We start from the raw sequence: 26315 nt of genomic DNA on the forward strand, positions 1-26315 counted from the left end.
GGTTCATGTCCCTACGGCACGCCCACAGGCCCCACCCATGAGCGGCGGCGGCTTCCCCTTCGGCTTCGGCCCCACTCCGGGTGGCGACCCGGAGCGCCCCGCTGGCGGGGCCCCGTTCTTCGCCGAGCTCGAACGGCTGCTCTCCTGGCAGGGCGGTCCGGTCAACTGGGAGCTCGCCCGCCAGGTGGCGGTGCGGACTCTGGGCAGCGACGACCGCGCGGTGCGGGCCACCGAGACCGGTGAGGTCGAGAAGGCGCTGCGCATCGCCGACGTGTGGCTCGACCCGATGACCGCGCTGCCGGCCGGCGCGACCACCGCCTCGGCATGGTCCCGCGAGCAGTGGATCGAGGCCACGCTGCCCGTCTGGCGGACGCTGTGCGACCCGGTGGCGGGCAAGGTCGTCGAGGCCATGCGCACCGGGATCTCGTCCGGCCTGAGCCAGCTCGGCGGCGGCGACCTGCCGCCCGAGCTCGCGGGCGCGCTGCCGCCCGGCGTCGACCTCGGCCGGCTGATGGGCGCCGGCGGGCCAGTCGTGCAGATGATGAACCAGGTCGGCGGCATGCTCTTCGGCGCGCAGGTCGGCCAGGCCATCGGCAGCCTGGCGGCCGAGGTGGTCAGCTCGACGGAGGTCGGGCTGCCGCTGGGCCCCGCGGGCACGGCCGCCCTGCTCCCGGCGAACGTGGCCGCCTTCGGGCAGGGTCTGGGCGTCGAGGACGAAGAGGTCCGCATCTACCTGGCGCTGCGCGAGGCGGCGTCGAACCGGCTGTACGCGCACGTCCCCTGGCTGCGGGCGCACGTGCTGGGCGCGGTCGAGGAGTACGCGCGTGGCATCGCCGTCGACCCGGAGGCGGTCGGCCGCGTGATGCGGATGATCGACCCCACCGCGCTGATGAACCCCGAGCGGCTCACCGAGGCACTCGGGGAAGATGTCTTCGCCGACGCGGACACCCCCGAGCAGAAGGCGGCACTGGCCCGCCTGGAGCTGATCCTGGCGCTGATCGAGGGCTGGGTGGACCACGTCGCGGACACCGCCGCGTCCCAGCACCTGCCGTCCGCGGCGAAGCTGCGCGAGATGGTCCGTCGGCGCCGCGCCGAGGGCGGCCCGGGAGAGCAGATCTTCTCGACCCTCGTCGGCCTGTCGCTGCGCCCGCGCCGGCTGCGCGAGGCCGCCGCGCTGTGGGAGGCGTTGCGCGAGGCCCGCGGGCACGACGGGCGGGACGCGGTATGGGCGCATCCGGACCTGTTGCCCGGCGGGGAGGACCTCGCGGACCCGTCCGCGTTCGTCTCCGGCGCCGGGGCGGGCTCCGACGTCGACATCATGGCGGAAATCGAGAAACTCGACGACACGGCGCCCGGAGAAGACACTCCGCCGGCCTCGGGTGACTCGCCTTCCTGACCTCGGCGCTCCCGACCCAGCGTGACATGCACGGGTCTGAGGACCACACGAATTGACCGGCAAGGCGAATCAGTCGTAGCTTGACCTCGCGGCCCCCGGGTATGCGAGGCGCCTCCGGAAGGGGAAGCCGGAGGCTCCACGTTCCACCCGGGGGTTCGTCTTCCTCACCCGCCGACCCGCGCCCGGCGTTGCGTGCCTCGCACCCGGCGTACTGTGCCCGCCCGTGGCGGCTGCCGCCGTTGCGCTGCACCCCTGTGATCGTTGGCGCCCGCGATCGTCGGTGCCCGCCATCCGTTGCGGCCATCACTCCCGCGACTGCTCCGCGCCGCCGCCGTGACGCACGCCATGGCTCGCGCGGCGGGCCGCCAGCCTCAACCTACCGCAGGTGGGCCATATTTTTGCACCTTTTGCCCCGAATAGCCGGTGGTGCAATCCACAGCGACAAGGCCCGCCCACAGGTCAGGACCGTTCGGGAACGGGCTGTCCACAGGGCGCGATCATCCGCACTGCGGCATTTCGATCTCATGTCATCGTGGACCTGTTGTCATCGCCGCCGGCCCACTCGGTGCCGGCTGACGCGAAGGGGGTCCCGTGCGCCCGGTCCTCAAACCCGGCCTTCGCCGCCTCTGGCGGGACAGCACCACCCTGCAGATCGGTGTCGATCCGCTTCGTGCCGTGATCATCACCGACCTGAGTCCGGCGGACGTCTCGGCACTCGACGCGCTGGACCAGCCGGGCCCTCACCTCGACCCCGGCGGCCAGGCCGACGATCCCGCCACCCAGGTGATGATCGAGATGCTGGCCCAGGCCGGGCTGCTCGACGACAGTGCCGACACCGAGCCGGCGCCCCAGGACGACGCCGACCACGGCCGCCTCGCCCCGGATGTCGCCGCCATGTCGCTCGCGACCTTCGGAGTGCGTCCGCCCAGCTCGGTCCTCGCCGCCCGTCGTCTGGCCCGGGTCGCCGTCCGCGGCGCCGGGCGGATCGGCGCCCAGATAGCGGCGCTGCTCACCGCGGCCGGCGTCGGGCAGGTCATCGTCGACGACCCCGGCTCCACCTCCGCGGCTGACGTCGCTCCCGGGGGGTTGCGGTTCGACGACATCGGGCGGCCCCGGGCCCTCGCCGCCCACTCCGCGATGGGGCGGGTCGGCGGCGGGGCGCCTCGGCCACCGCGGTCCAGCAGGCCCGCGAGGTCACCCAGGTCCCCCGAGATCGAGCCCTTTCGCCCCGATCTTGTCCTGCTGGCCCCGGTGGGGATCCCGCTGGTCCACCCGGACGAATGCCTGGGGTTGGAGCGGTCCGGGGTACCGCACCTGCTCGCCGGCATCCGCGAGACCACGGGCATAGTCGGGCCGCTCGTAGTGCCGGGGGTCAGTTCCTGCCTGCACTGCCAGCACCTGTACCGCGACGCCCGGGACCCCGACTGGCCGATCCTGGCGCTGCAGATGGTCCGACCGTCGGAGCGCGGCCCCGACCCCTGCGAGATCTCGCTGGCCACGCTCGTCGCCTCGATGGCGGCCATGCAGGCGCTCGACTACCTCGAGACCAGGCCATCGGCTGGCCGCGGATCGGCGGCAGGCCTGCCGGCCACCGCCGGCGGCACCCTCGAGGTCAGCAGATCCGAGCTACGGATCCGACGCCGCACCTGGCCGGTGCACCCGGAGTGCCCCTGCCGCACCGCGCGCGCCGCGGCGGACGGGCCGGTCCTTGGGGATCAGTCCGACCTGTCACCACCGGTGGCCGCCCCGTCCGCCCCCGCGGACGCCATCGCCCCCAGCCACGCAGTCTGAACACGGGTACGGCGCGGGCGGCGCGGCATCCGGCTTGAGAAGGCACGATGGAGCTGTGTCCGACATCCCACGGCGAGCGGTCGTCCGCACCGCCAAGCTCGCGACCCTCCCGATCGGCATCGCCGGCCGGGCGACACTCGGCGTCGGAAAGCGCCTCGGCGGCAGACCCGCCGAGGCCGTCGCGACCGAGCTGCAGCAGCGCACCGCGGCGCAGATCTTCCGGGTGCTCGGCGAGCTCAAGGGCGGGGCCATGAAGCTCGGGCAGGCGCTGTCCGTCTTCGAGGCCGCGCTGCCCGACGAGGTCGCCGGCCCCTACCGCGCCGCGCTGACGAAACTGCAGGAGGCGGCGCCACCGCTGCCCGCCGCCACGGTGCACAAGGTCCTCGCCGAGGAGCTCGGCCCCGAATGGCGGGCCCTGTTCGCCAGCTTCGACGACACACCCGCCGCCGCCGCGAGCATCGGCCAGGTGCACCGCGCCGTGTGGGCGGACGGCCGGCCCGTCGCGGTGAAGATCCAGTACCCGGGGGCGGGCGCGGCCCTGCTGGCTGATCTGAACCAGCTGGGCCGCGCCGCGCGGCTGTTCGGCGCGCTGACGCCCGGTCTCGACATCAAGCCGCTGGTCGCCGAGCTCAAGGCACGCATCACCGAGGAGCTCGACTACCGGCTCGAGGCCGCCTGGCAGCGGGCGTTCGCGCAGGCCTACGCCGACGACCCGGACATCGTCGTCCCCCGGCCGATCGCCGGGGCGGACCGGGTCCTGGTCAGCGAGTGGATCGACGGGGTGCCGCTGTCGACCATCATCGACCGGGGGATGCGGGAGGAGCGGGACCGCGCCGGTCTGCTCCTGGTCCGCTTCCTCTACTCCTGCCCCGGCCGGGCCGGGCTGCTCCACGCCGACCCGCACCCGGGCAACTTCCGGCTCCTCGCGGACGGCCGGCTCGGTGTTCTCGACTTCGGGGCGGTGAACCGTCTGCCCGGCGGGCTGCCCGAGCCGATCGGCCGGCTCGCCCGGCTGACCCTCGCCGGTGACGCCGAGGCCGTCGCCGAAGGGCTGCGGGCGGAGGGGTTCATCCCGGAGGGCGCCACCATCCCCGCGGAGGACCTGCTCGACTACCTGGCACCGATGCTCGCGCCGATCACCGACGAGGAGTTCGCCTTCTCCCGCGACTGGCTGCGCGGGGAGGCGCTCCGCCTCGGTGACTGGCGCTCCGCCGCGGCGCAGCTCGGCCGCCAGCTCAACCTGCCACCGTCCTACCTGCTGATCCACCGGGTGACGCTCGGCGCGATCGGGATCCTCTGCCAGCTCGGCAGCTCCGGCCCGTTCCGGGCCGAGATGGAGCGCTGGCAGCCCGGGTTCGCCCCGCCGCGCAGCGCCGCCGCACGCCACGCGGCAGCCGCGAACCGGCCGAACCGCCGCCTTCCCAGACTCGACATCGAGGACGGCACCGGCGTCATCCGTCCGCTCCCCGGACCGGTGGTCCTCGCCACCGCCCCCGCGCAGCGCTCGGGGCGCTCGGGCCGCGCACGCAGCCGCGTCCGCCCGCCGGAGCAGGCCAGCCCGGTGGAACAAGCCGGTCCGCTGGAGCAGGGCGGGCCGGTGGAACAGGTCAGCCCGGCGAAGGCCAGCACGCCGGAGCAGGCTGGTCCACCGGAGACCAGCCGACCGTCGCGGCAGGCCCGACCAGCTCCAGGAAACCGACGCAAGTTCGAGAAGGAGGCCCAGCCCGAACCAGGGACCCAGCCCGAACCCGGCTGACCCATCCCGCCGACATGCACTATTGCCCTGACTGTCCTAAAGCAGGAGAGCCCAGGCCGAGCCCGGGGTCCAACCCGGGCCGGGCTGGCGGGCCCCGGTCCGGGCAGGAGCTCAGGTGCCTGGCGGCTGCGGCGGCAGGGAGGCCGTCGCCTGGGCCCCCGAGCCGCCCGGCCCACCCTGGCCCGCCGGGCCACCTGGCGTGGCCCGGTCTCCGAGGTTGGCCGGGCTACCCGGATCAGCGGAGTCGGCCGGGGCTTCGTCGTCGCCGGCGAGGCCCAGGTAGATGAAGCCGTAGCCCTCGTCCCGGAAGACCACCCCGGCGCGGTGCAGGGCGACGTCCCAGTCACCGCGGCAGTCGGGGTCGGCCGCCTCGAATCCGTGGTCGGCGGTGAGCAGGATGGCCGTCTGGTCGGTGAGGCCACGGCGCTCCACCAGGTCGAGGAACACCCCCAGCCGGCGGTCGGCGTCGGCCAGCGCGGCACGGGCCTCGGGTGAGTAGGGCCCGCCGCCGTGATGACCGGTGTCGGTGATGGTGGTGTTCCACCAGGTCAGCACGGGTGGTTCCCGGCCGTCGGCCCACAGGTCGATGATCTGGGTCAGCCCCAGCGCGTCCACCCTCGTCGACCAGGCGTAGTTCGGGTCGGCGGTGACCCGTTCGGCGCTCGCGTGCGGGTCGCCCTCGGCGGCCGGCAGGTAGTCCTCCATCCCGCCACCAGCGGCCTCAGCACCGGCACCGGCACCGGCACCGCCGGCGCCCGGCCCGACCCCGAGGGCTCGCACCAGGCCGAACGTCGAGTAGCTCGCCCCGCGGTCGATCGGCTCGTTCACGCAGGCCGTCTCGGTCCCGGGGCGGGAGCGGGCCACCGCCTCGAACACCGTCGACACGCCGTCCCGGAGCTGGTCGCAGGCGACGTGCCAGGTCGCGGCCTCGTTGGTGATCACCTGGCGGTCGGTCGCGCGGTCGAAGTAGACGTTGTGCAGAATGCCGTGCCGGCCGGGGCCGACGCCGGTGATCGCCGAGGTGTGGTTGGTGAGGGTCACGCTCGGGAACTCGGCCAGGGCGCCGCCGGTCAGCGCGACGCCACGGGCCAGCAGGCGGGCGACGTTCGGGAGCTCTCCCCGGGCGGCGAGGTCGAGCAGGTCGTTGCAGTTCGTCCCGTCCCACAGCAGCCCGACCACATGCCGAGCTCCCGGCCCGGCGAGATCGTCGAGCGCGGTTCCCTCCGCCTCGGGCATCGCCGCCCCGGCGAGCGCCGCCAGGGTCGGAGCGACGTCGATCACCCGGGCGACCCGCGGCAGCAGGCCACGGGCGGTCACACCTGCCCCGGACAGAACGAGCGGCGCCCGGGACTGCCCGGCGTCCAGCGAGCCGTGCTCTCCCAGATGCCCGCCCCGCTCGGGCCAGTAGTGCCGCGGGGTGTGGACGACGGCGATGTCCGGCGAGCGCGTCGGGTCTGCGAACATGGACAGCAGGCGCCGTCCCGCGAAGGGGTAGGCGTTGCGCGCGGCCGGCGGGGACGGGTCGGCGAGCGCGGCCACCAGCGGAACACCGTGCATGGGGTCCTGGTCGGCGACCGGGTCCCGGCCGCGCAGGATCTCCCACGGCCCGTCCGGATCGTCGACCGGCAGGCGCGACGCACCGTCGGCGTTCGCGACGTGCAACCAGCCGTCCTCGACCCACGCGACCAGGTCGACGACGTGGGCGAGGTCGGGCCGGGTGAGCACGGCCACCGCCTGTGCCAGCCCGGGCTCCGCGACCGCCCTGACCGACCCGGCCACCCCGGCCTCGATGGCATCCCCGGCCGCGGTGGTCGTCACGGCCGCGGTGGCCACTCCGGGCGCGGTGGTCGTCACGGTGCCCGAGGGAGGCCCGCCGGCGGGGACGGCCTGCACGGGAGCGCCGGCCGGCGCCTCGGCGACGGTGGCAACGCGGTCGGGAGCGACACCGCTGCGGACCGGATACACGCGCTCGCTGCTGGGCACGCTCGCACACTACCGGCGCCGACCGCACCACCAGGAGAAGCACATGCCAACTCCACGGGGCGGGACGCCGACGAGTCGGCGTCCCGCCCCAGCCCCGCCTGACCAGGCCTCAGGCAGCCACCTCCTTGCGTGGGCGGCCACGCGGGCGCTTGCGGGGCACGACACGGCCCGTCACGACGAGTTCACCTCCCCAGACTCCCCACGGTTCGTTCCTGTCGATGGCGGCCGACAGGCAGGCGAGCCGCACCGGGCAGTCCACGCACACGGACTTGGCGGACTCGACGTCCGCCGGGGACTCAGCGAAGAAAAGCTCGGGGTCCACGTCCCAGCAGGGCAGGACGAGACGCTCCCGCTCGATCCGGGAAACGATCGAGGGGTCGAACACCGGGGTCACCTCCGACACTGGCGGTTTCTTCGGTTTGGTTTCTCGGTCTTGCATCCATCGACAGCGGTCAGCTCGGGTCTCGCGGTGCGGTGGCGGGTCGGCGCCGGCCCTGGAAAACACGAAGGCCGCGGACCCCTGTCGGGTCCGCGGCCTCGGATTCGCTCCGTTTCGGCGCTATGCCAGGAGCGGATCTGGGACGGGGCCCCACAGGGCGAACGGGCGCAGCGAACGCGCGGCTGCCCGCGTGACGGTCGTGTTGCCGGTGGTGATGCCGGTGCCTTGCGCCGGGCCGCCGGGCAGGGTGGCGCCATGCGGAGCGGCCAGGTGCGCGCCGGTCACGCGCGCGCGGAGAACCTGATCGACACCGATGTGCGCACCGGACGCCCAGGCGCCGGGCCGCCGGGTGGCGTGGCCGACGAGGCGGGCCTGACCGGGCTGATCGCAGGAGGTGCCGAGAGAGGGTCGCGTACGCGTATAGGCCAACATGACGAGCCTCATCGAGATCCCTCCCTCACCCTGCGTAGGAGCGTGCTGCTGCCACCCCGCGAGCGCTGTTGATCGCGCCCCGGTGTTCATGGAACACGGTAGGAGCCATCGCCCACGCTGACAACTTATTTTCCATGCGATCACACAGACACCCTCAGCCACAGCGCGACTCATCCACCACCGGCGTGTCACATTCCGAGCACCAGGCGTCAGCCCGTGGACGGCGATCCAGCCGGTGGACGCCCCGTGACCAGCGCGAGGACGTCCTCGCCGTAGCGGTCGAGCTTGCTCTGGCCGATGCCGGGCAGCGCTACCAGCTCGGCGACCGTGGACGGGCGCCGCTCCGCGATCAGGCGCAGCGTCGCGTCGGTGAGGACCACGAAGGCCGGCGCGCCCTGCTCCTTCGCCCGGCGGGCGCGCCAGGCGCGCAGCCGCTCGAACAGCTCGCCGTCCACCGGCCCCCCCGGGCAGGCCTCGCACCGGCCGACGCGGGCCTCGGCGCCCGCCAGCGCGCGCCCGCAGACCCGGCAGAGCACGCTCGACCGGTTCCGTGCGCGGCCGTTGCCGCCGGTGCCGGGCTCCGCACGCGCCGAGCCCGGACGGGCCGCGGACGAGCCGCGCCGGAAAACCGCCGCCGCGCGGCGCGGCTCGTCCAGGAACCGGGACGGCCGCCGCGAGCGGCGCGCGCCCTCCGCCCGCGCCAGCGCCCAGGACAGCGTCAGGTGGACCCGCGCCCGGGTGACCCCGACATAGAGGAGACGGCGCTCCTCGGCCAGTTGCTCGTCGGTCTGGGCGTGCACGATGGGCAGCGTCCCGTCGACGAGGCCGACCAGGAACACCGCGTCCCACTCGAGGCCCTTGGCCGCGTGCAGCGAGGCGAGCGTGACGCCCTGCACCGTCGGGGTGTGCTGGTGTGCCGCGCGCTCGGCGAGGTCGGCGGCGAAGGCGGCGAGGTCGGCCTCGGGCTCGCGCGCCTCGAGGTCGGCGGCGAGCCGGTGCAACGCGGCGAGGTTCTCCCAGCGCTCACGGTCGGCTCCGGGCCCGGCCGGCGGCGCCCCCGGCCGCCATCCGAGCGCGCTGAGGACGTCCGCGACCACGTCGGCGAGCCCGCCGGGGCGGTCGGTCTCGGCGGAGCGCAGCGCGGCGCGCAGCATCCGCACCGCCCCGGTCACCTCGGGCCGTTCGAAGAACTTCTCACCGCCGCGCACGAGATAGGGGATCTCGGCCCGGCCCAGCGCCGTCTCGTACGCCTCCGACTGGGCGTTGATCCGGTACAGCACGGCGATCTCGCTGGCCGGGACGCCCGTGCCGAGCAGGCCGCGGATCCGCCGGGCCACGGCGGCGGCCTCCTCGGGCTCGCTGTCGGACTCCAGCCACACGGGCTCCGGGCCGGACGGGCGCATCGCGACCAGCCGCCCCGCCGCGGACCGACCCTCCGCACCACCCGGAACACCCGGAACACCCGGGCCGGCCTGGACGGCCGATGCTCCCCGCGTATCCGGCGCGGGCCGGGCGGCGCCGTCGAGCAGCTGGTTCGCCAGCGCGACCACCTGAGGGGTGGAGCGGTAGTCCCGGACGAGGCGGACGACCGTCGCGGCCGGGAACCGACGCGGGAACTCCACCAGGTGCCGCGCGGAGGCGCCGGTGAACGAATAGATGGTCTGGTTCGCGTCCCCGACGACGCACAGGCTGTCGCGGTCACCGAGCCAGGCGTCGAGCACGCGCTGCTGCAGCGGGTTGACGTCCTGGTACTCGTCGACGACGAAGTGGCGGTAGCGGGCGCGGAGCTCGGTGGCGACCCAGCCGTGCTCCTCGACCACGGCGGCGGTCAGCAGCAGCAGGTCGTCGAAGTCGAGAACCCCCGCCTCGCTCTTGACCTCCTCGTAGGCCTCGTAGAGGCGGGCGACGACGTCGGGCGCGAAGGAGGTCTCCCGGCCGTGGGCGGCGGCGAGGCGGACGTAGTCGGTGGGCGCCACCATCGTCGCCTTCGCCCACTCCACCTCGGAGGTGAGGTCGCGCAGCTCGGCGCGGTCCGGGCGCAGCCGGGCACGGTTCGCGGCCTTCGCCATCAGCGGGATCCGGCTCTTCTCCAGCCTCGGCAGCGCCGTCCCGGCGACGGAGGGCCAGAAGTAGGAGAGCTGACGCAGCGCGGCCGCGTGGAAGGTGCGGGCCTGGACGCCGTCCACACCCATCACCCGCAGCCGGCCGCGCAGCTCGCCGGCGGCCCGGTTGGTGAAGGTGACGGCGAGGATCTGCCCCGCCCCGACCTCCCGTTCCGTGACCATGTGCGCTATCCGGTGGGTGATGGTGCGGGTCTTGCCGGTGCCCGCGCCCGCGAGGATGCAGACCGGCCCGACGGGGGCGAGCACGGCGGCGAGCTGCTCGGGGTCGAGCCCCTGCTCCACGCCGGCCGGGACCGGATCGGGTGACGATCGACGATCGGGCGGCGACGCCGCGCGACGGGCCTCGGAAGCGCTGGGTCCGGACATCACCGGACACGGTAACCGTGCGCGGCCCGGGGAAGCGAAGTCACCATGGCCTGGTTATGCAGTGCGTCATACGCAGAGTGCCGCCCACCGGACGTCGCTCACCGCAACCCGTCATCTGACGGATCGTCGCCAACGGAGGTCTCACCGTGCTCACGATGTACACCACCCCCTGGTGTGGCTACTGCGTCCGACTCAAGGGTCAGTTGGACCGCGCGGGGGTGGAGTACGTGACGGTCGACATCGAGCAGAACCCGACAGCAGAGCAACTTGTCCGCGATGCGAACAACGGCAACGCGACCGTGCCGACCGTCGTCTTCCCCGATGGGACGGTGATGACGAATCCGACCCTCCGCCAGGTCACCGAGAAGGTCACTTCCGCCGCATAACGGATACGCAGGGCGACGATCTTTCGGGAGTTCACTCCTTCCCGACGCACACGCGGCCGGCTCGTGGGACGGTGTCCGTCACTGCCCGTGAACTTTGTGGGAGAGTTCGGCCTGTGTCGTCAGCACCTTCAGGACTCCCGTGGAGCACGGTCGACGCCGCGCTGAGAGCCACGCACGCACTCCATCAGATGGAGCAGACGTGCCTCGTCGTGGTGTCGACGGATGTTGCCACCTACCTACGGGTGACCGGGCCGATCCCCGAGCTGGTTTCCGGGCTGAGTGTTCCGCGCGCCCGCTGTCTACCTGCCCGGATGCTCGATGGAGCGCCAGCCGCGGGCTCCCGGGCCGACCAGGATCCCGCCCTGGCCGACACCGTCGAGCCGGAGCGGTTCGGCATTCTCAGCTATGTCGCGATGCCCGTCGTCGGGCCGGACGGGACCGTTCTCGGCATTCTCACCGGCCTCGACCGCTCATCGCTCACCGTTCCCACTGAGACACTCAGTGTACTGAGGGCGATTGCGGACAGTCTGGGAGCGTCGGACGCACTCCGCGACCAACTCGTGCGGGAGGCCCTCTCGGGGGTTGCTGCCAGTAACGAGGCGGAGGGTGACGGAACGGGCTCCCGGGGCACCGAGAACGGTGCCGCCGGCGAGACGGGTGGTGATGCCGCGCCCGCTGCGGCCGCGCCCGGTGCGGCCCCACCTGGCACCCCAGCCAACGCCGCGCCATCCAGCGCGCCACCGCCACCGGGCAGCACGCCATCCGGGACAGCCGGAGCGGCCGGTGCCGGCGGGCCGGGTGAGGAGGCGGCGAGTTCGCCGCGCGCGCGGACCGCGGAGGCTCCCGGATCGGAGAGAGCACCGCGCGGATCACAACCGCCCTCGCCGGCCGGGGGCCCCGGCCGGATACCCACCCCGGAGGCCGTCGCCCGCGCGATCAGGCCCGGCCCGCCGGGTCGGCCCGGCGGGCCGCGGCCCGGACCGCCCCGGTCAGGGCCGCCCCGACCAGGCACCGCACGGGGGCCCGGCGAGACGGGAGCCGCCGCCGGCACGCCCGCTCCCGGGGCCTCCGACATGCGGCTGCGCCGCGCGCCCACCGGCTGGATCGTCGAGGGGCCCGGCGCCGAGATCCGCCCGGTCGGCGATCTGATCTCCGCGATGGTCCTGGCCGACCTGCTCGCCGAGGACCTCAGCCCGCCCGGGCGGCCCCGGCGCGCCGATCGCGACCTCAACGAGACCGAGCAACTGAGGTTGTCGGTGATCCAGCTCGAGCACGCGCTGGCGTCCAGGGTGATCGTCGAGCAGGCGATCGGCGTGCTCGCCGAGCGCAACCACATCAAGCCCCGGGACGCCTTCGAGCGGCTGCGCCGCACCGCCCGCGGGATGGGCCGGCGGGTACACGACCTCGCCCGCCAGGTGGTGGAGTCGGTAGGCGACCCGCGGGTCACCCTGCCCGGGGAGCTCGGCGGCCGCGGCGGCGGGCCGGGCACGACGGGCGGGCCCGCGAGCGGTTCCGGGGGCGGCCAGCCGCGCCCGACACCGCCGCGCGCCGCGCCGAGCCGCCGCTGAGCCCACCGCCACCGCTGACCCGACCGCCGCTGAGCCCACCGCCACCGCTGACCTGACCGGCACCGCCCCGAAGGCGCCCGGCCACGATCCCGTCATGCCCACCGGTGAGCGCCGTCCGCTGGGGAGCACCGTCACTCAGGCGGACTCGACGGCTCCGAGTGCCCGCACCGACTCGGTGATCTTCGAGGCGTCCCCCACCAGCACGGTCACCAGCCCCGACGGAGCCAGCAGCTGCGCGGAGACCGCCTGGACGTCCGCCGCGGTGACGGTCGCGAGCGCGCGCGGATGGTCGCGCAGGTACTCGACGCCGACCCCGGCGCCGGACAGCCCGGACAGGGTGCCGGCGAGACCGGCCGCGGTCGCGCTCGACAGCGCCAGCGTGCCGATCAGGTACTGGCGCGCGGCCTCGAGCTCCTCGGCCTCCGGCGGCAGGACGGCCATCCGGCCGAGCTCGTAGAGGATCTCGAGCAGCGCCGGGCCGGTCACTTCGGTGGAGACGTCCGCGGCGACGGTGAGGCGGGAGCCGGCCTGGTGGTGGTCGACCGAGCTGCGCGGGGAGTACGTGTACCCCTTGTCCTCGCGGATGTTGGAGACGAGCCGCGAGCTGAAGTAGCCGCCGAAGATCGTGCTCGCGAGCCGGAGCGCGGGATGGGCCGGCGCGGAGCGGTTCAGCGCGCGGCCGCCCATCCTGATGTTCGTCTGCACCGCGCCCGGGCGGTCGACGATCAGGATCGGGCCGGCGGTGGGCACGGGCGCGGGCGGGTGGCCCGGGGCGGCGGTGCCCGTCCACGACCCGAGCGCGGCCTCGACGGCGTCCAGCGCGCGCTCGGGGTCGACGTCGCCGACCAGGGTGAGGATGGCGCCGTCCGGGCAGACCCGGGCGCCGTGCAGCGACCGCACCCGCTCGGCCCCGACCTCGGAGAGCACCGACGGCGGGGTGATGGCGCTGCCGTAGGGGTGGTCGCCGAACATCCGGCGCACCAGCGCCTCACGGGCGATCACCGCCGGCTGGCTGAGCGCGATCGTCGTCTCCTCGACGATCCGGTCGCGCTCACCGCCGAACTCGCTGTCGGGGTAGCTCGCGGTGGTCAGAACGTCGGCGATCAGCGCGAGCAGCGGCTCGAGGCTGGTCGCGAGCGCGGAGCTTACGATCGCCAGCCGGTCGGCGTCGACACCGGTCCGCAGCGACCCGCCCAGGGCCTGCACGGCGGTGGCCAGGCCGACCCGGTCGTACCGGCTCGAGCCGGTGAGGATGGTCTCCGCCAGCAGCTCGGCCTCGGCCAGGTGGACCAGCCCGGACCCGGCGAACGGGATGCGCAGCCGCAGCTCGACCAGCGGGACGCTGGAGCGGGCGACGACGTCCACGCGCAGGCCGTTGGGCAGTGTGCGCCGCACGACGGCCGGCAGCTCACGCGGAACGGTCGGGATCACCGCCGGGATCTTCGACCCGGCCTCGGTGGGCGCGGAGATCCCGGCCGTGGCCGCAGCGGTCGTCGTCACCATGCCTCCTCGTCCCCCGGACGGGGGATGCCACCGCGGATCATCTCGCTCACCGGCCCGGCGTGCGTCATCAGGCGGCTCCCGCCCGCAGCTCCAGCACGGACCGGCCCTGGGTACGCAGCGCGCCCGCGGCCGCGGCGACCGCGTCGGCGGTCACCTCGGACAGCAGCCCGGGCAGCTCGTTGAGCAGCTCGGGACGGCCGCGGTGCAGCTCGAACGTCGCCATCGCCAGCGCCCGGCCGAGCGCGTCGTCGGACTCGCGCAGGATCGCCGAGGCCACCTGGGCCTGCACCCGCTCGAGCTCGCCGGGCTCCAGGCCGTCACCGGCCAGCCGGTCGAGCTCCTCGTCGACGGCCGCGAGCACCGTGTCGGCGGTCGAGTCCCCGGCGTGCCGGGCCTCCAGCGTCAGCAGCAGCGGGTCACGCTGGTCGAACGGGTCCCCGAAGGTGCCGACGTAGCTGCTGACCGCGGTGACCGAGCGGTCCTTCTGGACGAGGCGCCGCTCCAGCCGGCTCGCGTCGCCGGTGGTGAGGACGTCCGTCAGCAGGTAGGTGGCGAGGAACGCCGGCAGGTCGGTGTCGGGGTCGGGCACCCGGTAGCCGACGGCGAGCGCGGGGCGCGGGGCCAGCTTGTCGGTGAGCGCCTCCCGGCGCTCCTCGGCGCGCACCGGCTCGGCGAAACTGCGCCGCGCCGGCACCGGGCGGGCCGGGATGGCGCCGAAGTACCGCTGGACGAGCTCGAGCGTCGCGTCGGGGTCGAACTCGCCGGCGACGGTCAGCACGGCGTTGCCCGGCGCGTAGAACTTGTCGAAGAAGTCAGCGGCGTCGTCGAGGCTGGCCGCCTCGAGCTCGGAGAAGTCACCGTAGCCGTTGTGGGCGTTCGGGAAGGTGTCGAAGGCGACCGGCGGGAGGGTGATCCACGGGAACCCGCCGTACGGCCGGTTCAGCACGTTGACCCGGATCTCCTCCTGCACCACCGCGATCTGGTTGTCCAGGTTCTCCCGGGTGATCCTCGGCGCGCGCATCCGGTCGGCCTCGAGGAACAGCGCCAGTTCCAGCGCGCCGGAGGGCAGCAGCTCGAAGTAGTCCGTGTGGTCGGGGTGTGTCGACCCGTTGAAGATGCCGCCGGCGGCCTGCACGTACTTCGGGTGCTCCGCCTTGCCCACGTTCTCGCTGCCCTGGAACATCAGGTGCTCGAACAGGTGGGCGAAACCCGTCCGCCCCTCCGGCTCCGAGCGGAAGCCCACGTCGTAATGGACGGCGACAGCCACCACCGGGGCCGTCCGGTCCGGGGCGAGCAGCACCCGCAGGCCGTTGTCGAGCGTCACTCGCTGAACCGGGTACGAGGGGGCCGCCACGGTGGCCCTCACCGCGCTGGACGCGGGCGGGCCGGCGGCTGGGCGTGAGGACACATCGCCACGCTACTGCCCTCGCCGTCCGGCCGGCGACCTTCGGCGGGCTCCGTCGCCCCGCCAGGTCCCCCCACGCGGACCAGAGGACTACGAAAGGGCAACCCGAGCACCGTCAGGGATGACGGCGCCCACCACTGCCCGCGGCCGAGACCAGAAAGACGAGCACCGCGGCCACCGCCACCTGCAACAACAGTGTCAACAACCAGCCGCCGTCGACACTGGTGGCAACGACGAGACCGAGCGCCGCGCCCAGCAGACCGATCAGAACCGTCATGAGACAACCGATCGGCGCCCTGCGCCGCGCCGGGACGACCGCCCGACCCAGCAGGCCGACCACGGCACCGGTGAGCAGCACGCTGACGATGCCGGTAGGCGTGTCCACGGCACCGATTGTGCTCCCCGGGCCAGCCGGCACCCCCACCGACGGGCCGTGGGCGCAGACTGTCCCGGTGGGACAATTTCCGCCCGGGCTGGGCGGCTGCCTCGCCGGTGAGCTGCGCGAACTTGGTGACGAGATCATCGCCGCCATCGCGGGTGAGGTGCCCGCCTACGCCCGCCCACTCGAGGGGACGTTCGGGCAGGGCGTACGGCGCGGCGTGGACGAGGCGCTGGCCCGTTTCCTCGCCATCGTCGAGGCGGGCCCGGACGCGGCCCCCGACCTGGCGGCCGGGCGCGACGTCTACGTGCGGCTCGGGCGCGGTGAGGTGCGGGCCGGCCGCTCCCTGGACAACCTGCTCAGCGCCTACCGGGTGGGTGCGCGGATCTCCTGGCGCCGGCTCGGTGAGGCCGCGCGCCACGCCGGCCTGGACGCCGCCGGCCTCGTGTCGCTCGCCGAGATGATGTTCGCCTACATCGACGGGATCTCGGCCGCCTCCGCGGAGGGCTACGCGCTGGCCCAGTTCGAGGTCGCCGGCCAGCGGGAACGGCTGTGGGACCGGCTCGGCGAGCTGCTGCTCTCCGGCGCCGACACCGTCACCATCGAGCAGGCCGCCGCCGCGGGGGCGTTCCGGCTGCCCGACCGGATGGCGGCCGTCCTGGTGCCGACCGGGCCCGACGGGCAGCTCCCCCCGCGGCTGCCCACCGGCTGCCCGCGCACCGGCCACGGCGTCGACTTCTGGCTGTTCGTCGGGGACGCCGACGAGCCGGCCCGGCGCGGCTGGCTGGCCGACCGCCTCGACGGCACGGGGGCGGTGGTGGGCCCGACCGTCCCCTGGCAGGAGGTGACAGGCAGCGTGGAGCGCGCCGGACTCGCCCGAACCGCCCGGCTGGCCGGTCGGCTGCCCACCACGGCCGGGCAGGACCCGCTGTTCACCGACGACCACCTGACCGCCCTGCTGCTGGCCCGCGACCCGGGGCTGCTCGACGACCTCACCCGCCGCCGGGTCGCCCCGCTCGCCGGGCTGCCCGAACGCACCCGGGCCAGGCTGGCCGAGACCCTGCTCTACTGGCTCGCCCTGCACGGGCAGCGCCGGCTGGTGGCCGAGCGGCTGCACATCCACCCGCAGACCGTCCGCTACCGGGTCAGCCAGCTGCGCGAGCTGTACGGCGACGCGCTGGACGACCCCGACACCCGCTTCGAGCTTGAGCTCGTCCTGCGCGCCCTGACCGGCCAGCGCCCGGGCGACCCGACAGCGGCGCCCCGGCCGGGGCCGCCGTCAATGCCACGCCAGGGCGTCCCCGCGGCCGCGAGGCAGGACGTCCCGACGGTGGCGCGGCAGGGCCCGGCGGGCACGGGAAAGCCGGTTCGGGCCGGCTGACGGGCGGTTCACGCTACCGTCCGTACTGTGCGGGTGGGCTCGTTCAACGTGATGCACGGCCTGTCTCTCGCCGACGGACGGGTCGAGGTGGACCGCTTCGCCGCGGCCGTCGCCGACCTCGACTGCGACGTCCTCGGCCTGCAGGAGGTCGACCTGGCACAGCCCCGCTCGGGCGGCGGGGACCTCGCAGCCGCCGCCGCGACGGCGCTCGGCGCCCCCGACACCGGATGGCGCTTCGCCCCCACCGTGTACGGCACCCCCGGGCACCACTGGCGCCCGGCGGAGGGCGAGCGCCGCGGCGACGAGCCCGCCTACGGAATCGCGCTGGTCAGCAGGTTGCCGGTGCACCGGTGGTGGGTGGTTCCGCTCGGCCGCGCCCCGGTGCGCTCCCCGATCCTCGCCCCGGGGGCGAACCGCCGGGCCCGGCTCATCCTGCTCGACGACGAACCGCGGGTCGCGCTCGCCGCCGTCGTCGAGACCACCAGCGGACCACTGACGGTGGTGACCACCCACCTGTCCTTCGCCCCGGGGTGGAACGCCTTCCAGCTTCTCCGGCTGGTGCGGAGGCTGCGCGGCGTCGACGGGCCGGTCGTGCTGCTCGGCGACCTGAACCTGCCGGGCCGGCTGCCGACCGCCCTCACCGGATGGCGCCGGCTGGCCGCCCACCGCACCTACCCCGCGCACGCCCCCCGGGTGCAGCTCGACCACGTGCTCGCCCGCGGCGCGGTGGGCACCGTCGCCGCCAGCGAGGCCCGCCGGACCCAGATCTCCGACCACCTCGCGCTCCTCACCGACATCCGCCGATAGCCGCGCGGGCCGGGCCAGGCCGGAGCGGGGGTCAGGCCGCGGCGCGCGCGGCCAGGGGACGGCGACGCAGGCCCGGGTCCGCCAGGGCTGCGGGTTGGTAGGCCTGGTCGAGGGTGCCGATGTCGGTGCCGGGCGGGACGATCTCGTCGATGCGGTCGAGGATGTCGTCGGTGAGGGCGACGTCCAGCCCGGCGAGCAGGCTGTCGAGGTGATCCATGGTGCGGACGCCGATCAGTGCGCTGGTGACGCCGGGGTGGGCGATGGCGAACGCCATCGCGAGGTGGGGCATGGGCAGTCCCGCCTCGGCGGCGAGGGGGATGAGCTTTTCGACCACGTCGAGCCGATGCTCGTCGTTGAGATGCTGGACCAGGCCGGCGCGCAGTAGGCCGTTGTGCTGGTCCCGGCGGACGCGGCCGGTGAGCATTCCCTGGCCGAGTGGGCCCCAGACCAGGGTGCCCAGGCCCAAGCGTTGGGTGGTGGGCAGGATCTCGCGTTCGATGCCGCGGTTGAGGATGGAGTAGGCCGGCTGCTCGGTGTGGAATCGCGCGAGGCCGCGCCGCTCGGCGACCCACCGGGCCTCGACGATGTCGGAGACGGGGGTCTGCGACGCGCCGATCGCGCGGACCTTGCCGCTGTGGATCAGGTCGGTCAGCGCGGAGAGGGTCTCCTCGAGGTCGGTGTGGGGATCGGGGCGGTGAAGCTGGTAGAGATCGATGTGGTCGGTCCGCAGGCGGCGCAGCGAGTTCTCCACGGCGGCGACGATCCAGCGCCGTGAGGCGCCCTGCTGGTTGGGGTCCTGCCCGATCGGGCGGCTGAACTTGGTGGCGAGCACGACGTCGTCGCGGCGCCCTTCCAGGGCCTTGCCGACGATGTCCTCGGAGTCGCCGTAGGCGTCGGCGGTGTCGACGAAGTTGATGCCGGCATCCAGCGCCTTGTGGATGATGCGGGCCGAGTCCTCGGGGGCGTTGCCCATGACCGTGGCGAACATCAGGGTGCCCAGCGCGTAGGGGCTGACCTGGATGCCGGTCCGACCGAGGGTGCGGTACTGCATGGGTTCTCTCCCTGTGATGGTCGGCACCGGGTGGCTGCCGTAGGCTGCGGTAAGCGGAATGCCTTTCCGGAACTATACGGAAAGCTTTTCCGCTTATGCAAGCGGAGTGATCAGACGGAGGTGACGTGGTGTCTCGGAACGGGACGCAGGCCGGGGTCTCACCGCCCGGCTCCGCGAAGCCGGGCGGTGGCGAACCGGCGCCGCGTCGGCGCGCCGACGCGCGACGCAACGTCGATGCGTTGGTCGAGGCCGCGAGGACCGTCTTTGCCACCTCCGGCGTGGACGCACCGGCGAAGGAGATCACCGACCTGGCCGGCGTAGGAGTCGGCACGCTGTACCGGCACTTCCCGCAGCGCTCTGATCTGGTCAAAGCCGTGGTGGAAAACGGAATCGACGCCGTCGCCGACGCGGGCCCGACCCTGAGCGCCAGGCACGAACCGGCGGAAGCGCTCATCAGATGGATCGACCGGTTCACCGAACTGCTCGCGACCAAACGCGGACTCGCCTCAGCGCTGCACTCGGGCGATCCGGCGTTCCAGGGGCTGCCCGGCTACTTCCTGCAGCGGCTCGGCCCCACCCTCACGGCACTGCTCGCCGCAGCGGTGGCCGACGGCGCGGTTCGCGATGACATCAGCGCCGAGGATCTCCTGCACGCCCTCACTGCGCTGTGCCAGCCTGTACCCGGGCGAGGGCCCGAGCACAACCAGCGCGTCGTCGCCGTCCTTCTCGACGGCCTACGCCGCGGCGCCACGCAGCGGCCCCCCGCCGCGTCCTAGGCGGTGCTGTCGGAGGTGCCGTCGGAGGTGTTGCCGGTGGACCAGGCACGGCCCGAGAGCAGGGCGGTGATCTCGTCCTCGCCGAGCAGCGGCGGGCGCACGACTCGCCCGGACGCGACGTAGAAGTAGGCCGCGTCGACGTCCGCCACGGCCACGCCGCGGACCCGCGCCCAGGCGACCCGGTAGACCGCGAGCTGGACGGGATCGGCGGCCTCCGAGCCGGTCTTCCAGTCGACGACCTCCCAGCGCCCACCGCCGAGCTCGTAGACGGCGTCGATGCGCCCCCGCACCGCGCGCCCGCCGATCATCACCTCGAACGGCGCCTCCAGGGCGAACGGGCGGCGGGCGCCGTACGGGCTGGCCAGGAAGGCCGCCTGCAGGCCGGAGAGGTCGCGGTCGTCCGTGAGGACGGCGGCATCTGCGGCGTCGGCGAGGTCCTCGACGTCGATGAGTGGCCGCTGGTCGAACATCTCCTCCACCCAGGCGTGGAAGCGGGTTCCCCGCCGGGCCTGCGGCACCGGCCGGCGCGGCACCGGCCGGGCCAGGTCGCGGGCGAACTCGACCGGGTCGGCCCGCATCCGCACGATCTCGGAGGCGGTCAGGCTCGCCGGGATCGGGACGTCCCGGAACGGGGCCCGGGCCACGCGCTCCTCGGCGAGCAGCAGCGCGGCTTCGCGGTCGAGCTCGGCGAGCAGGGCCCGCTCGCGGGCGGTCATCCCGCCCGGCTCGTCGACCAACGGGGCCTGGCCGGAGCGGATCATCGCCAGGGCCTCGGCGACGCCCGCCGCCGCCTCCCGCCGGCGGGCGAACGCCACCGGCTCGTAGGGCGCCGGCCACGCGAACTCCACCGGGACGGCCAGCGCGGGGTTGCCGCCCCGCTCCGGTTCGGAGGTCCACACGTCCACCCGCCCGTTCCCCTCGGCCGCGTGGTCGTGCAGCTCGGTGAGGAACACCGAGGGGCCACGCCTGGTGCGCTGGGTCGGCCCCCACCAGTGGCCGCTGCCGAGCAGCACCGACTTCGCCCGGGTGAACGCGACGTAGGCCAGCCGCCGCTCCTCGCGCTCCTGGTACTCCCGGCAGTCCTCGGTGTAGGCCTCCAGGGCCGCCTTCGAGTCGTCGAGCTCGTAGGACGGCAGCTCGGCCGCGTCGCCGCGCAGCGGGGTCGGCAGCACCCCGGTCGTGGTCGGCCACCTGTCCCGCACCGTCAGGTCGGGAAAGACCCCACGACTCAGGTTGGGCACGGCCACGACCTCCCATTCGAGGCCCTTCGCCCGGTGCATGGTCATCAGCGCGACGGCGTCCGCGCCGGACGGCCCGGTGATGTCCAGCCCGCGTTCGTGCTCGCGGGCCGCCCGTAGGAAGCCGAGGAAGGACGTCAGCGAGTTCGGCCCGTCGGGGTCGTCGAAGTCGGCCGCCGCGTCGAGGAAGGAGGCCAGGTTCTCCCGGCGGCGCGCCGCCACGGCACGCGGGCTGGCGGCGAGCTCGACGTCCAGCCCGATCGTGGAGATCACCCGGTGGAGCAGGTCGAGCAGCCCGTCGCCGACGTGCGCGCGCAGCGCCGCCAGCTCCGCGCCGAGCCGGGCGGCCCGCTCCCGTCCCTGGGCCGAGATCTCCTCGCCGGGGTCGGTGAGGGCGTCGGCGAGGGCGACGACGTCGCACGGGTCGACCCCGGCGACGGCCTCCGCCAGCGCGCTCCCGCCGGCGGCCGTGGGTGCGGTCGTGCCGGTGGTGCGCAGCAGCGCCCGCGCGCGGCGGCCCAGCGCGGCCAGGTCGCGCGGGCCGAGGCGGACCCGCGGCCCGGTGAGCAGCCGGACGAGCGCCGCGTTGGCGACCGGCGAGTCCAGCACCTCCAGCACGGCGACGACGTCGGCGACCTCGGGCAGGTCCAGCAGGCCGGCGAGGCCCACCACCTCGACCGGCAGCCCGGCGGCCGTCAGCGCCGTGTGCAGCGCGCGGACGTCCGAGCGGGCCCGCACGAGCACGGCCATGTTCCCGGGCCGCTCCCCCGCCGCGACCAGCTCGGCCAGCCGGGCGGCGACCCAGGTGACCTCCTGCGCCCAGCTCTCGTGCAGCGCCACCAGGGTCCGCCCGGCGGCGACGACGTCTGCCCGGGGACGCAGCTCGACGACGTGGTGGCGGGCCCGCAGCGGGGCCGCCACCGCGTTGGCCAGCGTCAGCAGCCGGCCGCCGCTGCGCTGGTTCACCGACAGCAGGTACCGCGCGGACGGGGTGCCGTCCGCGTGCGGGAAGTGATCGGGGAAGTTGTCCAGGTTGGCCACCGACGCGCCCCGCCACCCGTAGATCGCCTGGCAGGGGTCACCGACGGCGGTCACCGGATGGCCGCCGCCGAACAGCCCGGCCAGCATCGTGCGCTGGGCGACGGAGGTGTCCTGGTACTCGTCGAGGAGCACCACGCCGAACCGTGTCCGCTCGGCGGCGCCGACCTCCGGGGAGTAGCGGGCCAGCCGGGCGGCGAAGGTGACCTGGTCGCCGAAGTCGAGGACGTCCCGGCCGCGCCGGGCCGCCCGGTAGTCGGCGACGAGGCCGGCGAGCTCACGCCGCCCCCGGGCCGTGGCCGCCATCCGGCGCAGCTCCTTGCGCAGGCCCTTCGTGCCCGGTCGCAGCGCCGCGCTCGCCAGGGCCGCCATCGCCCGGTCGAACAGGTCCGCGTCGAAGGCCATCAGGTCGTCGGCGGAGACGAGGTGCTCGCTCATCTCCCCGTCGAGCGCGACGAGGTCGGCGACGAGCGCGGGCATCGACTTCGTCAGCGCCTCGACGCGGCCGCGGTGGGCGCGGGCGACGCGGGCCGCGAGCTGGTAGCGCGCGGCCGCGACGAGCATCCGGGTGTCGGGCTCGAGGCCGAGCCGCAGCGCGTGCTCGCTGACGAGACGCCCGGCGTAGGCGTGGTAGGTGCCGATCGTCGGCTCGTCGGCGTCGTCCGCGGCCGGCTGGCCGGGGACGTTCTCGCGGGCGCGGCGCAACGCCGTCCGCACCCGGCCGGCCAGCTCGGCGGCGGCCTTGTTCGTGAACGTCAGGCCCAGCACCCGCCCCGGCTCGACCTGACGGGTGGCCACCAACCAGACCACACGGGCGGCCATCACGGACGTCTTGCCCGACCCGGCGCCGGCGATGACGACAGCCGGCTCCAGCGGCGCGGTGGCCGCGGCCAGCTGTTCGTCGGTGTACGGGACGCCGAGCAGCTCCCGCAGGTACTCCGGTTCCGGCACCGGGCCGGTCATGGCACCGCCCGCGCCTGCCGGCTCCGGGTCGAGACCGGGAAGCACCTGCTCGGCGGCCCCCGCCGCGCCGGTCAATCGATCACCTGCTCCCCCTCCGGCCGCCCCGGGCAGCACCGACGGAACGAACACATGGTGCACCCCTCGCCGGGGGTGGGCCGGAAGGACTCGGTCGTCACGGTCCGCACCGCGTTCTCGACCATGTCGTCGATCCACGCCCGGCCGCCGGGAAGCGCGTCCTGACGCTGCACCTCGGGCGGCCCCGGTTCCTCCGCCGGCAGGCGCGGGCCGGTGTTGTCGCCGCCCGCGTCCCGCCGGAGCTGCACCAGCTCCGCCCCGCCGGGCACCGCCGCCGGCCGCTCACCGGCGGTGGACGGCGCCCCGCCGGTGGACGGCTCCCCGACCCAGGACGGGTCCCCAGCCCCGGGCACCTCGCCGGGCGCGGTCGGATCGCCGGGCGCGGTCGGATCGCGGCGGCGGGCGGCCTCGTCCAGTACCGGGTCGAGGGCGCCCTCGCGGACGGCGAGCTGGTAGCTGCCCAGCTGTGCGTGGGTCGCCAGGTCACGCCGGCTCGGCGGCGTCCGGCCGGTCTTGAAGTCGACGACGTGCACCCCGCCGGCGTCGTCGAGCTCGACCCGGTCGATGAAGCCGCGCAGCCGCACGACCCGGCCCGCCACCTCGATGTCGCAGGAGAAACGCACCTCGGACGCGACGACCTCGCGGCCGCGCTGCGCGGCGTGCCACTCGAGGAACCGGCCGAGCGCCTCCCGCGCCGCCGCGCGTTCCTGCTCGGAGCGCCACCGCGAGTCGAACTCCAGATGCCGCCAGACCAGGTCGAGCCGCGCGTCGAGGGCCTCGAGCCGCGCCTGCGTCCGGCCCGTCGTCACCTCGTCGGCCAGCGCGTGCACGACCTTGCCGAAGCCCTGCGCGGGCGACGCCGGCTCGGCCGCGTTCGCCTCGTGCTCCAGGAACCAGCGCAGCCCGCAGGAGCTCAGGCCCGACAGCGAGGACCCCGAGAGCCGGATCGGCGCGTCGGGCGCGACGACCGGGACGTCCGAGCTCGTCACGTCCAGCAGGCCCCACCAGCGGTCCGGATGGGCGGCGGGGACCAGCACCCGGCCGGTCTCGTCGGAGGCGGCGGCCAGGGCCGCGAGCCGGACCCCCGCGGCTTCCCGCATCGCCGCCGACGCCTCCGGGTCGACTGTCAGCCGCCGCAGCGCGGCGACCAGGCCGACCAGGGTGAGTGGACGCGGCGGGCGGGCCCGGACGCTCTCCACCTGCACCCCGAGCTCGGCCAGGAACCGACTGGGCTGCTCCCCGTCGTCGTCGGCGCCGTCCACCGCGGTCACCACCAGGCGGCGGCGCGCCCGGGTGAGCGCCACATAGAACAGGCGACGCTCGTCGGCGAGCAGCTCCTCCCTGGTCCGCGGCGGGCGGACGCCGCCGTTGCGCGGCGAGTCGAGCTGCTCGGCCCCGAGCAGGGTGTGCCGCTGGCGCAGGTCCGGCCAGACGCCGTCCTGCACGCCGCAGACGACCACGACCTCCCATTCCAGCCCCTTGGAGCGGTGCGCGGTGAGCAGCCGGACGGTGGCCGGGCGACCGGCCCGGGCCTGCGCCGTCTCCGGCGCGATCTGCTGGCGGGTCAGCTCCTCGACGACGGAGCTCACCCCGAAGCCCGGCCCGCGCCGCTCACCGAGACGCCCGACGGCGTCGAACAGCGCGACGACGGCGTCGAGGTCACGGTCGGCCGACCGCCCGGCCGGCCCGCCGACCGCGGACGCCCGCTCCAGCCTGGGGCCCCACTCGCTGGCCGTCCACAGTGTCCACAGCGCGTCCTCCGGGGCCGCCCCCCGCCGCAGCTCGGCGCGCACGGTTCGCAGCAACCGCCCGAGCCGGCGCGCGGGCGCGGCGAGCTCGTCCGGGACGGCGAGCAGAACCCGCTCCGGATCGGCGACCGCCTCGCGCAGCAGCTCGGCCGAGGACGCGGGCAGACCGAGCACCGACCCGTCCGCCTCCGGTGCCGAGCGCGGCTCCGGCAGGGCGATCGGGCCGACGGCGTCGTGGGCAGTGCTGTCGCGGGCAGTGCTGTTTCTGGCAGTGGTGCTCCGGGCAGTGGTGCTCCGGGCAGCGGCGCGGGCGGCGGCGTCGTGGGCGCGCAGCTCGCGGCCGAGGGCGCGCAGGCCGGCCGGGTCCGCGCCGCCCAGCGGGGAGGTCAGCAGCGCACGCGCCGTCTCCGGCGTCAGCTGGACCGCCGGGTCGTCCGCGCAGCGCAGGGCCGTGAGGAGCAGCGCCGCCGCCGGCTCCCGCGCCGGCGGGAGCTCCCCACCCGCCACGCTCACCGGGACGCCCGCCGCCGTCAGCACCCGGCGCAGCAGCCCGAGCGGCGCGGTGGAGCGGACCAGGACGGCCATGTCGTCCCAGTCGACGCCGTTCTCGAGATGCTCGCGGCGCAGCAGCTCGGCGATCGCCTCCGCCTCGGCGCCGGCCGTCGGATAGGTGCGGGCCGCGACCTGGCCCGGCCCGACGGCCCCCACGGAGACAAGATCACGGTGCGCGCGGACGTGGCGGACCGGCAGGCCCGCCGAGGGAAGCGACGCCGCGACGCGGCGGGAGGCGGCCAGCGGCGCCGGGGCCATCCGACGGCACCGCCGCAGCGCGGCGACGGGCGCCGGCGAGCCGTCGGCGCGGGGGAACCGGTTCGGGAAGTCGAGCAGGCCCCGGACCTCCGCCCCGCGGAAGGCGTAGATCGACTGGTCCGGGTCACCGAAGACGACCAGGTCCCCCCCGCCGCCGGCGACGGCGGTCAGCAGCCGCTCCTGCGCCGGGTCGGTGTCCTGGTACTCGTCGACGAACACCGCCCGGTACCGCTGCCGCAGCTGGGCGAGGACGTCCGGCTCGGCGGCGAGGTTCGCCGCGGCGTGCACCAGGTCGGCGTAGTCGAGGGCTCCCTCCGCGCCGAGCGCGTCGAGGTAGTCGCCGTAGAACTCGGCGACGGCCGCCCAGTCGGAGCGGCCCACCCGCCGGGCGATGCGCGCCAGCGCCGGCGGATCGACGCCGATCTCCCGGGCCCGCGTGAGCAGCATCCTGATCTCCTCGGCGAAGCCGCGGGTGTTCAGACAGCCGGCGAGTGGATCAGGCCAGACCGGACGTCCCAGCTCGCGGGAGCCTTCGATGAGGTCGCGCAGCCGGGCGTCCTGCTCGGGGCCCGACAGCAGGCGGAAGCCGCCGAGCGGGGTGGCGGCGCCGTACGCGCGCAGCAGCCCGAGGCACCAGGCGTGGAACGTCCACGCCGCCGGCCCGACGGCGGCCGCCCCGAGCCGGACGGCGAACCGTTCGCGCAGGTGGCGGGCGGCCCGCCGACTGAACGTGAGCACCAGCAGGGACGCCGGATCCGCCCCGGCCTCGATCCGCCGGGCGACTGCCTCGACCAGGGTTGTGGTCTTTCCCGTTCCCGGACCGGCGAGGACTAGTAGCGGACCACCGGCGTGTCCCACCACGTCGGTCTGCGCCGTGTCCAACACGATGGGTCCGGCCACC

18 protein-coding genes are annotated in these 26315 nt (G+C 74.9%); 8 read left to right on the forward strand and 10 right to left on the reverse strand.

The annotated features are described in order from the left end of the window. Positions 1 to 37 precede the first annotated feature (37 nt). The 3 genes from E0504_RS05575 to E0504_RS05585 all read left to right on the forward strand — a co-directional run bounded on the left by E0504_RS05575 (position 38) and on the right by E0504_RS05585 (position 4943). Entirely contained in the window at positions 38 to 1396 is a 1359-nt protein-coding gene (locus E0504_RS05575) for a zinc-dependent metalloprotease (protein WP_112108623.1), read from the forward strand. A gap of 591 nt (positions 1397 to 1987) precedes the next feature. Further along, positions 1988 to 3187 (forward strand): ThiF family adenylyltransferase, encoded by a 1200-nt coding sequence (locus E0504_RS05580; RefSeq protein ID WP_112108622.1) that lies wholly within the window; start codon positions 1988 to 1990, stop codon positions 3185 to 3187. A gap of 55 nt (positions 3188 to 3242) precedes the next feature. Beyond that, positions 3243 to 4943 (forward strand): AarF/ABC1/UbiB kinase family protein, encoded by a 1701-nt coding sequence (locus E0504_RS05585; RefSeq protein ID WP_131622263.1) that lies wholly within the window; start codon positions 3243 to 3245, stop codon positions 4941 to 4943. A gap of 111 nt (positions 4944 to 5054) precedes the next feature. Here the strand turns inward: E0504_RS05585 and E0504_RS05590 are convergent, their stop codons facing one another. From E0504_RS05590 to E0504_RS05605, 4 genes are all read right to left on the reverse strand, one after another. Beyond that, entirely contained in the window at positions 5055 to 6926 is a 1872-nt protein-coding gene (locus E0504_RS05590) for an alkaline phosphatase family protein (RefSeq protein ID WP_131622265.1), read from the reverse strand. Between the two features lie 109 nt (positions 6927 to 7035). After that, positions 7036 to 7365, reverse strand: a complete 330-nt coding sequence (locus E0504_RS05595; protein WP_235014778.1) for a WhiB family transcriptional regulator — start codon at positions 7363 to 7365, stop codon at positions 7036 to 7038. A 120-nt stretch (positions 7366 to 7485) separates the two neighbouring features. Then, positions 7486 to 7809 carry a hypothetical protein gene (locus E0504_RS05600; RefSeq protein WP_131622267.1) on the reverse strand — a complete coding sequence of 108 codons (324 nt, stop codon included), beginning with the start codon at positions 7807 to 7809 and terminating at the stop codon, positions 7486 to 7488. Positions 7810 to 8006: 197 nt separating this feature from the next. Then, positions 8007 to 10286, reverse strand: coding sequence for an ATP-dependent DNA helicase UvrD2 (locus tag E0504_RS05605; protein ID WP_112108618.1), 2280 nt, complete (start codon positions 10284 to 10286; stop codon positions 8007 to 8009). Positions 10287 to 10432: 146 nt separating this feature from the next. Here E0504_RS05605 and E0504_RS05610 point away from each other — a divergent pair, with 146 nt between their 5' ends. After that, positions 10433 to 10672 carry a mycoredoxin gene (locus tag E0504_RS05610; RefSeq protein ID WP_071059355.1) on the forward strand — a complete coding sequence of 80 codons (240 nt, stop codon included), beginning with the start codon at positions 10433 to 10435 and terminating at the stop codon, positions 10670 to 10672. A 188-nt stretch (positions 10673 to 10860) separates the two neighbouring features. Then, positions 10861 to 12240: an ANTAR domain-containing protein gene (locus E0504_RS50230; protein WP_235014776.1), complete on the forward strand. Its 1380-nt coding sequence runs from the start codon at positions 10861 to 10863 to the stop codon at positions 12238 to 12240. A 135-nt stretch (positions 12241 to 12375) separates the two neighbouring features. Here E0504_RS50230 and E0504_RS05620 read toward each other — a convergent pair whose 3' ends face one another. The 3 genes from E0504_RS05620 to E0504_RS51940 all read right to left on the reverse strand — a co-directional run bounded on the left by E0504_RS05620 (position 12376) and on the right by E0504_RS51940 (position 15425). Then, a complete protein-coding gene (locus E0504_RS05620; RefSeq protein ID WP_112108616.1) occupies positions 12376 to 13743 on the reverse strand; it encodes a pitrilysin family protein in 1368 nt (455 codons plus the stop codon). A 67-nt stretch (positions 13744 to 13810) separates the two neighbouring features. Further along, on the reverse strand, positions 13811 to 15067 hold the full coding sequence (locus E0504_RS05625) for a M16 family metallopeptidase (RefSeq protein ID WP_373693870.1): 1257 nt from the start codon (positions 15065 to 15067) through the stop codon (positions 13811 to 13813). Positions 15068 to 15263: 196 nt separating this feature from the next. Beyond that, positions 15264 to 15425, reverse strand: a complete 162-nt coding sequence (locus E0504_RS51940) for a hypothetical protein (RefSeq protein WP_243657425.1) — start codon at positions 15423 to 15425, stop codon at positions 15264 to 15266. Here E0504_RS51940 and E0504_RS05635 point away from each other — a divergent pair. Both E0504_RS05635 and E0504_RS05640 read left to right on the forward strand, forming a co-directional pair. Next, on the forward strand, positions 15424 to 16908 hold the full coding sequence (locus E0504_RS05635; RefSeq protein ID WP_235014774.1) for a PucR family transcriptional regulator: 1485 nt from the start codon (positions 15424 to 15426) through the stop codon (positions 16906 to 16908). The two genes, E0504_RS51940 and E0504_RS05635, sit on opposite strands and share 2 nt — an antisense overlap. A 27-nt stretch (positions 16909 to 16935) precedes the next feature. After that, positions 16936 to 17715 (forward strand): endonuclease/exonuclease/phosphatase family protein, encoded by a 780-nt coding sequence (locus E0504_RS05640; RefSeq protein ID WP_112108614.1) that lies wholly within the window; start codon positions 16936 to 16938, stop codon positions 17713 to 17715. 31 nt (positions 17716 to 17746) lie between these two features. Here the strand turns inward: E0504_RS05640 and E0504_RS05645 are convergent, their stop codons facing one another. Continuing rightward, positions 17747 to 18766, reverse strand: coding sequence for an aldo/keto reductase (locus tag E0504_RS05645; RefSeq protein ID WP_112108613.1), 1020 nt, complete (start codon positions 18764 to 18766; stop codon positions 17747 to 17749). 128 nt (positions 18767 to 18894) lie between these two features. On the opposite strand from E0504_RS05645, the gene E0504_RS05650 reads away from it, so the two are divergent. Continuing rightward, positions 18895 to 19542, forward strand: a complete 648-nt coding sequence (locus E0504_RS05650) for a TetR/AcrR family transcriptional regulator (protein WP_112108636.1) — start codon at positions 18895 to 18897, stop codon at positions 19540 to 19542. Here the strand turns inward: E0504_RS05650 and E0504_RS05655 are convergent. Then, positions 19539 to 22856 (reverse strand): ATP-dependent DNA helicase, encoded by a 3318-nt coding sequence (locus tag E0504_RS05655; RefSeq protein ID WP_112108635.1) that lies wholly within the window; start codon positions 22854 to 22856, stop codon positions 19539 to 19541. The two genes, E0504_RS05650 and E0504_RS05655, sit on opposite strands and share 4 nt — an antisense overlap. After that, entirely contained in the window at positions 22853 to 26299 is a 3447-nt protein-coding gene (locus E0504_RS05660; RefSeq protein ID WP_243657426.1) for an ATP-dependent DNA helicase, read from the reverse strand. Before E0504_RS05660 ends, E0504_RS05655 begins: the two co-directional genes overlap by 4 nt. Between the last annotated feature and the right edge of the window lie 16 nt (positions 26300 to 26315).

The sequence above is a fragment of the Parafrankia sp. BMG5.11 genome, from assembly GCF_004337455.1.